This window comes from Pontimicrobium sp. MEBiC01747 (genome assembly GCF_053601635.1).
In genome coordinates this window covers 1-9,162 of sequence record NZ_JBSHNS010000179.1, presented here as the reverse complement: position 1 = coordinate 9,162, position 9,162 = coordinate 1, and the positions used below count along the sequence as shown (strand labels likewise).

The 9,162-nt window shown below is 32.9% G+C and carries 8 protein-coding genes and 1 pseudogene; all 9 read right to left on the bottom strand.

What is annotated here, in order from left to right; translation table 11 throughout:
- Positions 1 to 207: pseudogene (locus ACVC2P_RS05610) on the bottom strand (cytochrome c oxidase accessory protein CcoG); the annotation flags it as partial.
- 6 nt (positions 208 to 213) lie between these two features.
- A complete protein-coding gene (locus ACVC2P_RS05605) occupies positions 214 to 1,185 on the bottom strand; it encodes a cbb3-type cytochrome c oxidase N-terminal domain-containing protein (RefSeq protein ID WP_452597492.1) in 972 nt (323 codons plus the stop codon).
- Positions 1,182 to 1,379: a CcoQ/FixQ family Cbb3-type cytochrome c oxidase assembly chaperone gene (locus ACVC2P_RS05600; RefSeq protein WP_452597491.1), complete on the bottom strand. Its 198-nt coding sequence runs from the start codon at positions 1,377 to 1,379 to the stop codon at positions 1,182 to 1,184. Before ACVC2P_RS05600 ends, ACVC2P_RS05605 begins: the two co-directional genes overlap by 4 nt.
- A 7-nt stretch (positions 1,380 to 1,386) precedes the next feature.
- Positions 1,387 to 3,588 (bottom strand): cytochrome-c oxidase, cbb3-type subunit I, encoded by a 2,202-nt coding sequence (ccoN, locus tag ACVC2P_RS05595; protein ID WP_452597490.1) that lies wholly within the window; start codon positions 3,586 to 3,588, stop codon positions 1,387 to 1,389.
- A gap of 2 nt (positions 3,589 to 3,590) precedes the next feature.
- Complete coding sequence (gene ccoS, locus ACVC2P_RS05590; protein WP_452597489.1) at positions 3,591 to 3,806, bottom strand: cbb3-type cytochrome oxidase assembly protein CcoS; 216 nt, start codon at positions 3,804 to 3,806, stop codon at positions 3,591 to 3,593.
- 60 nt (positions 3,807 to 3,866) lie between these two features.
- Positions 3,867 to 6,272, bottom strand: coding sequence for a heavy metal translocating P-type ATPase (locus ACVC2P_RS05585; protein ID WP_452597488.1), 2,406 nt, complete (start codon positions 6,270 to 6,272; stop codon positions 3,867 to 3,869).
- A 261-nt stretch (positions 6,273 to 6,533) separates the two neighbouring features.
- On the bottom strand, positions 6,534 to 7,361 hold the full coding sequence (locus ACVC2P_RS05580) for a universal stress protein (RefSeq protein ID WP_452597487.1): 828 nt from the start codon (positions 7,359 to 7,361) through the stop codon (positions 6,534 to 6,536).
- 157 nt (positions 7,362 to 7,518) lie between these two features.
- The gene (locus tag ACVC2P_RS05575; protein WP_452597486.1) at positions 7,519 to 8,949 is read right to left on the bottom strand and encodes an aKG-HExxH-type peptide beta-hydroxylase; all 1,431 of its coding nucleotides are present in this window, start codon (positions 8,947 to 8,949) and stop codon (positions 7,519 to 7,521) included.
- Positions 8,939 to 9,162: hypothetical protein (locus ACVC2P_RS05570; RefSeq protein ID WP_452597485.1), on the bottom strand; the 224-nt coding region annotated here is incomplete at its 5' end. The genes ACVC2P_RS05570 and ACVC2P_RS05575, both read right to left, overlap by 11 nt.

Sequence of the window (9,162 nt, the reverse complement as noted above, 5' to 3'; positions counted from 1 at the left end):
TTCTAAAACATTAAACATTAAAAATTGATTCCCATTAATTTTGATAAAGGGTGCCGAAAATAAAAAAGCTAATAAAATATAACTTACATATTTACGGTATTGGTACCATTTACCAGATGGTTTTTTAGGAAATACCCAAGCACGCTTGCCTTCTTCGTTAAGCGTGCCTATAGTATCTCTAAAATTATGTTGACCTTGTTCTGCCATGTATGTTTAATTCGTCATTGAGACGTTTACTGCAGTAGAATCTTTTACAGTTTCGATAGTTTCTTCTACTTTTATATCTTGTGCTTTAGTGTCTTCTGAAGCATTTGGGTCTATCCAAATATCGCCTTCGGCTTCTTTTGGTTCTGCCGGCGTAGTACCTTGAAAGCTTAAAACGTAACTCGCTACTTGAGCAATTTCAGATGGTTTTAAATCAGACTTCCACGAAATCATTCCTTTTCCATCTCTACCACCTTCAGAAATTGTATTGAATACATTTTTTATACCACCTCCTAAAATCCAGTTTTTATCTGTTAAATTAGGACCAATACCTCCACCACCATCAGCTTTATGGCAAGCAACACAATTGGCATTAAAAATGGTTTGCCCTGCTTTTAAATCGGAAGCATCGGTTAGTAATGTTACAGTATTTGCATCTACTAAATCTTTAGCTGTTTTTTTCCATTCAGCAATTTTAATATTAGCTTCTGCAACAGCAATTTCGTATTCTTCTGCTTGGTTATAATCGTTAAATACTTCAAAACGTACCAAATATATTACAGCGAATAGGATGGTTCCATAAAATCCCCACACCCACCAAGGTGGTAAATTGTTGTCTAGCTCTTTTATACCATCGTAGTTATGGTCTAATATAATTTCGTGTTCCTCTTCTAATGCTTTACTTCCTAAAGCTTTTTTATAATTATCTTTTAACCATTTAAAGCGGTTTTGTTTTTCTAAATTACGTTTTGCTTTATAACTCTCCTGTTGCTCTGGGGTTAATGTTTTAAATAGTACATTTTCTAGGGCAGCGATACATATTTCAAAAGCAAAAGCAAATAACATCAATCCAGAAACTATGGCCCACAATATTGGCTCTGTTAACATGGCCCATTGCTCTCCTGGATATACCCATTCTATTATAATGACTGCGCAGACAAAGAATAGTAATAATCTTAAAAATGATGCTGATGTTCTCATAGTAAAGGTTCGTTTGTGTTAATAGTATCGTCTGCTAGCGGAATATTGCTAACCTCATTAATGTGTGCTTTTTTTGCTGTAAATACCCACCAAAATAATATGGTGAAAAAGATGAAGAATATGAGTAATGAAATAATTGGATAAATCTCTACTCCATCTATGTTTTCTAAGTTTCCTTTAATAAATTTCAACATAGCTATATTATTTTAACTCGGCAGTTGTGCCATCAGTATTTTTTATTTTTATATCTGTTCCCAAACGTTGTAAATAGGCAATCATGGCAACTATTTCACGGTTTCTCATTTCTATAAATGGTTCCCCATTTTCTTCCGCATACTTTTTATCTGCTTCATAAGTTTTTACAAAATCGGGGTCGTTATATAAGTTTTTTTCTATTTGTAAACTTTGTGCTTTCATAGACGCTTCTGCGTTAGCAATGTCCTCATCGCTGTAAGGGACACCTAGACTTACCATAGCTTTCATTTTTGCTGTAGTTTGGCTTTTATCTAATTCGTTTCTAACTAACCATTTGTATGAAGGCATAATAGAGCCATCTGAAGTACTTTGTGGATCGTACATGTGATTTAAATGCCAGTTGTCTGAATATTTCCCACCAATACGCATTAAATCTGGACCTGTACGTTTACTTCCCCATAAAAATGGATGATCGTAAACATATTCTCCGGCTTTAGAGTATTCTCCATAACGTTCTACTTCACTTCTAAAAGGTCTTATCATTTGCGAGTGACAAGAGACACAACTTTCTCTTATATACAAATCACGACCTTCTAATTCTAGAGGAGTATATGGCTTTACACTTGTAATAACTGGAACATAATCGTCTACCATTAATGATGGAATAATCTGTACCATACCACCAATTAAAATAGCAATAGTAGCAAATATGGTTAATTTTACTGGGCGTCTTTCTAACCAAGTATGGTACCCTTCTTTTGCAGTTCGTTTTTTAGTAACACGTTGTAATGGTAACGCTTCAGCAAGTTCGTCTGTAACTTTTTTACCAGCACGAGCAGTCATAATTACATTATAAACACCTATTAAAGCTCCAACAATAAACATGGTACCACCAATAGCACGCATCCAATACATTGGTATAATTTCACTTACTGTTTCTAGGAAGTTACCATAAGTAAGTGTACCATCTGGATTAAATTGTTTCCACATAGATGCTTGTACAAAACCAGCAACATACATTGGCAATGCATATAGTATAATACCTAATGTACCAATCCAGAAGTGTGCATTGGCCAGTTTATTAGACCATAATTTAGTTTTAAATAGTTTAGGAATTAACCAGTAAATCATACCAAAAGTTAAAAACCCATTCCAAGCCAATGCTCCCACGTGTACGTGTGCAATAACCCAGTCGCTAAAATGGGCGATTGCGTTAACGTTTTTAAGGGATAACATTGGGCCTTCAAAAGTTGCCATACCATAACCAGTAATGGCTACAACCATGAATTTTAAAACAGGGTCGGTACGCACCTTATCCCATGCACCGCGCAGAGTTAAGAGACCGTTAATCATTCCACCCCAAGAAGGCGCGATTAGCATTATAGAAAAGGCAACACCTAAATTTTGTGCCCAATCTGGTAATGCAGAGTATAATAAATGGTGCGGACCAGCCCATATGTATATAAATATTAGAGACCAAAAGTGAACAATAGATAACCTGTAGGAATATACAGGTCTATTTGCAGCTTTAGGTACGAAGTAGTACATTAAACCTAAAAATGGAGTTGTTAAGAAAAATGCTACTGCATTATGACCATACCACCATTGCACTAAGGCATCTTGTACACCAGCGTACATCGAGTAACTTTTTAATCCATTTACAGGAATTGCCATACTATTTACAATATGAAGCACGGCTACAGTAACAAAAGTGCCTAAGTAAAACCAAATTGCAACATATAAATGACGTTGTCTTCTTTTTAGGATAGTACCAATAAGGTTTGCTCCAAAAGCAACCCAAATAAGTGCAATAGCAATATCGAAAGGCCATTCTAGCTCTGCATATTCTTTAGAAGAAGTGTAGCCTAAAGGGAGCGTTATTGCTGCTCCTACAATAATAAGTTGCCAGCCCCAAAAATTTAAATTGCTTAACCAATCTTTCCACATACGTGCTTTTAAAAGACGTTGGGTAGAGTAGTATACTCCTGCAAAAATAGCATTTCCTACAAATGCAAAAATAACGGCATTGGTGTGTAGCGGTCTTAGTCTACCAAAACTTAGCCAAGAGATACCGTCGGTTAAATTAGGGAATAGAAACATAAAGGCGAGTAGTAAACCTACACTCATTCCTATTATCCCCCAAAATAATGTTGCGACAATAAATTTACGAACGATTTTATTATCGTAATAGAATTGTTGTACTTCCATAGTTAATTAGATTGATCATTTAAAATGATTGATTTTCTTTTTGATTTTTGATTAGTTTTAGTATCTGTTTTTTTTATGGTTTCTTCTTCAAAAAGCATACGAACAGATGGTGTATACGTATCGTCGTACTGCCCTTTTTTAACAGAAATAATAAATGCGGCAAAAAAGAGAAGCGCTACTATAACGCTAATTGCCAGAAGCATATAAATAATACTCATACCTTACCTGAATTATGCTGTAAAATTACTGTTGACACCTTTTAAAAAGAATGACTTTTATCAGCTTTCGTTATTTTTTATGTTTAATTTTTGTCCTAAAATATATGTTGCTATTGTTGTAAAAATGACAATACTAATAGAGCTTAAAGGCATTAAAATTGCTGCTACTATAGGCGATAGGTTACCCGTTATAGCAAAACTTAAGCCTATTAAGTTGTAAAACAATGAGAATATAAAAGCGTACTTTATAATTTGCATTCCTTTTTTAGAGAGGGCTAAAAATGTTGCAATATCTTTAAATCGTGAGGCATCCATAATACCATCGCAAGCAGGTGAAAATACATTTACGTTTTCAGAAATAGAGAGGCCAACATTACTTTGGGCCAATGCTCCTGCATCATTTAAACCATCGCCAATCATTAATACATTTTTACCCTTATTTTGTAATCCTTTAATATAATTGAGTTTGTCTTCTGGTTTTTGATTAAATAATAATGTGCTATTTTTTGGTAGTAGTGTTTTTAAATAAGCTTGTTCTCCATCATTATCTCCAGAGAGTATAACAATTTCAGAATGTGGTTTTAATGCGTCAAAAAGGGCTTTTACACCTTCTCTGTAGTCATTGTAAAAGACATAACATCCTTTATAAGTGTTGTTTGTACTTATATGAATTGCTGTGCGTTTATGTGAATTTTCTGTTACTTGATCTTCTGTAACAAACATATAAGAACCAATTTTTATATGATTGTTATTTATAGAACCTGTGATTCCTTTTCCTAGTGTTTCAGAAAAACAATCAAGTGTTTTAATGTCATGCTTTTCAAGAATATTATAAAGGGCTCGGCTTAATGGATGGTTAGATGCGCGAAGCGTATTAGTTAATAAAGTTTCTTCGCTTTTTGATAGATGTATCCCTTCATATGTAATAACACTTTTACTTGTTGTTGTTAAGGTTCCAGTTTTATCAAAAACCACAGTATCTATATGAGATAGTTTCTCTAATACATTAGTATTTTTTAGGTAGTATTTATGTTTCCCGTAGATGCGTAATAAATTGCCTAATGTAAAAGGTGCTGCCAAGGCTATAGCGCACGGGCAGGCTACTATAAGTACAGCAGTAAATACATTTAATGCTTTAGAACTGTCGTAAAATAACCAGAATGTCGTAGCTATTACTGCTATAATTAATAAGCTTATTGTAAAACGTTTGCTAATACTATTTGTAATTGTTTCTATTGTACTTGTCTTTGTTTTACTAAAGACTTCATTACTCCATAATTGTGTTAGGTAACTTTGCTCTACAGGTTTTAAAACTTCTAGTTCTATAACTCCAGCTTGTTGTTTGCCTCCAGCAAATATTTTGTCTCCAGATTGTTTGCTAACGGGTTCTGCTTCACCAGTTACAAAGCTATAATCTATAAGAGCACTTCCTTTTATTAAAATACTATCTACAGGAATTAATTCGGAGTTTCTAATTATAATACGATCTCCTTTTTTTAAATCGTAAACTTGTATTTGTGTTTCACTTTTTTTATTGGTAGAAGTGTTCGTTAATTTAGTTACTGCAATAGGGAAATAAGATTTGTAGTCTCTTTCGAAAGAAAGAAAAGCATAGGTTTTTTGTTGGAAAAACTTACCTAGTAATAAAAAAAAGACAAGACCAGCCATGCTATCAAAAAAACCGGTTCCCCAGTCCATAATAATTTCAATAGATGAGCGTATAAATAACACAAGGATACCTATGGCTATAGGGACATCTATATTTAACAACTTAGATCGTAGTCCTTTGTAAGCTGAAATTAAATAATCTATACCAGAATATGCAACGACAGGAATTGCAAATGCAAAAGTTAACCAACGAAAAACATGTTTAAAACGTTCTAACCAAAATTCGTTAACTTCAAAATATTCTGGAAAAGACAAAAACATGATATTTCCAAAAGCAAAACCTGCTACGCCTAATTTATAGATAAGACTTCTGTCTGTTTTTGATTGTTTTTTAGTGGCATCTTCTAACGATATGTAGGGTTCATACCCAATTCTTGATAATAAAATAACAAGTTTTTGTAGTGTTATATCCTCTGAAGAGAATGTAATACGCACAGTTTTCTTTGGGAAATTAACTTGAGAGGCTTTAATAGCTGGATTTAATTTACTTAAATGTTCTAAAATCCAAATACAAGAACTACAGTGAATAGAAGGAATAAGTAAGGATACAATTTGTGTGTTTTGCTCATTGAACTCTAATAGCTTTTCTGCTATTGTTTTGTTTTCTAAAAAATCGAACTTACCTTCAATTTGTAAGGGCGTATTACCAGGCGTGTGCTCTAAATCGTAATAATAAGATAAATCATTATCATTTAAAATATCGAATACCGTTTTACAACCATGACAACAAAAATACTTGTCTTGATGTTGAATAGTATCCGATTTACATAAATCGCCACAGTGGAAACAATTTTCCATACTATTTAAAATTTGCTCAGATTAAAAAAATCTATTATACCTACTGCAAATTTGGTGAAGATTTTTACCTTAAATAATGATATTAGTCACTCTTTAAAACCTTATTAAGTATTATGTTATTTCTTTTTACATTGAAAGCTAAAACTGTAAGGCTTTGTTGTGTAAATATGATGGGAATTAAAAAAAGACAAAAACTAATAAAAGTAAAAAGCCTTCTAATAAAATAGAAGGCTTTCTTTGTTAACTAACTACTTGTTACCCTTATATCTTTACCGTTAAAACTGGTAATTTAGAATGGTTAACAATATCTTCACTTATGCTACCAGAAAAGAAGTGTGCTAAACCTCTACGTCCGTGAGTAGGAATACCAATAATATCTGCTTTGATTTTTTGAGCATAATTAAAGACTCCTTTTTCTACAGTATAATCAGAGTAAATAGTAATGTCTTCTGGTAAAACTTTATCTTGTGCGTCTAAATTAATTAAGAAATCTACAATACGTTGGTCTATTGCTGCAGTGCTTAAGTAAGCTTCACCTGGGAGGTTAATAAATACTAAGTTTACTTCCATACCTAGGGCTTTGAATAAACCAGTTGCTTTTTTAAACACCTCAGTACTTTCTAATTTAAAATCGCAAGCAAAAACGGCTTTTTGAGCATTAAAATTAGCTTCTTCTTTAATAACTAAAACAGGAACAGTTGCAGTACGTACTACCTTTTCTGTATTAGAGCCAACAAACATTTCGCTAAGTCCGCTACTACCATGAGATCCCATTACTATTAAATCTCCATCATGTTCTTTAGCTACATCATCTAATTCACTAAAAACAGTGTAGTTTTTTACAGTTTGATGTACTGTAATACCTTCTAAGTAATCCTTGTCAAGGAACTCTTCAAAACGTTTTTGAGCTAATTGTATTTGAAACATACCTTCCATAGAATTACCTTCTTTGGTAATAACTGCGTCGCTAAGACCCATCATGTGAACAGTAACAATTTCTGCATCTTGTTTTTTTGCAATATTAGCAGCTACTTTTAAAGCGTTTTCTGAATATGTTGAAAAATCTACGGGAACAATAATTGTTTTCATAATTGTACTTTTTAGGGGGTTATTAAAATGATTAACACTTCAAAATTACAGTATATATTTTCTACAGGAGCTGATAAAAATCATATTTTAATAAAAGATTGATACTTGTATTATTTATAATAGTAATTACAATTTTTTTTCTTTTATGTAGAGGCGCTTAAATGAACTGTTTCTCTATAGATTCTATAGTGCTTTCACTATCAAAAGTGTAATTAGAGAGCGTTCTGTATGAAGGGTTATGTAAAAGATCATGTAGTCTTTTGGTGTCGTTATCTGAAGCATTAGAACTTAAATAGTCTACAGCTTCTTTTATAGCAAGTACAGGGCGTACATAGATTACTTTTGCATTAAACTCTCTAAATAATTGATGTAATCGATCTAAAAATTTTGGTTGTTTAAAAAAGGTATGCGCTTCATCAAAATTTAAAATAGTACCTGAGTGATTTTTAAGAATATAGTTGGCTAGTTGTAGTTGCATAAACTCCAATTCCTGAATATTAAAAACGCCAGATGTTAACCAGTTTTGGAGCAGTTCAACATCAGAAAATTTTTCACTTTTTTCAAGTACTTCTACCAATTCTAGAGATCCATAGATTGCTATTTTTTTCTGTTTTATAATCGAGGATTGACTTAAAACGGCTAAGTATAATTCTTTTGAGGTAATACTTGGTTTTTGGTATTGTTTTTCTAAAGCTTTAACTAAATCTGTTTTTTTATCACTGTTAGGGCCAATAATAATTATAGGTTTGTCTTTGTTTGTAATATTGGTTTTAAGAGTGTTTAAAGCTTCTGTTATTTCTTGGTTTGCCCATTTAGAAAATGTAGTTAAAAAGGCCTGACCTTGTTCGGTTAATTTTGCACATTTTTCAATTAAAAACAATCCTTTTTTTACTCTTAATGCATTATGCTCTAATACGTTTAGTACTTGGTTTTTATAATCTGTATGCCCTTTTTTAAATAGTATGTTATCTAGAGCTAGTACGTGTGTAAAAGCATAGACTCCATGAAATACTGCAGAAATAGGACGAGGAATGTCTAGCCGAATGGGGCTGTCGAAAAGCTCGTGGTCTTCATTTTTAAATAAAGGGCTTTTAGATGTGAAATGCTGCCCTAAAGCAAAGAGTTTATTGTGCGCCATTTCGTGTACTAATGCCTGCGCTAATAATACAGGGTTATGTACTGTAGCCCAAACTGAACCTAGAGTATTATTTGGTTGATGGCTGTTGGAACCTCCGTAATCTTTCAGGTCTTCAATACCTTGTATTAAAACAGGGTTAAATGCCGTAATAATATCTCCAAATTGTGTGTAAACTTCTGGCCATAATTTTATAATGTTTTCGGCTTCTTTTATAGACGGATGATTAAATGGAGCATGTTTAAACCTAGAGAGAAAATTTTCATCCCAAGTAAAATGTCGTAAAGCAACTTTATTATTAAATAATTTGGGCTCGTTTTCTTTGTGTGGAGGTGTTGGTATTAAATTAGAATTTTTAGCATGTTTTAGAATCAACATTGTGTCGCTGGCATCTGGTTGAGGTACAGCCATGATTTCCCAGTCTTTTAAATGCGTTTGTGTTTTAACTGCCATGTTCTAGTCCTGCTTTAAATGATTTTGAATCTGAAATTCTTAAGAAGTTTCTTTTACGATAAGGAAATTGATTTCCTGGAGCACCTTCTTTAGGGTAGCTATCACCTTCAATTTTTATAACATAATTAGTAGCAGTCGCATCTGTATCGTAAGCCATTTTTACAATTGGTGTTCTTAGTTCGCAAATGCCATGGCTAGCGCTCCATGCTACTG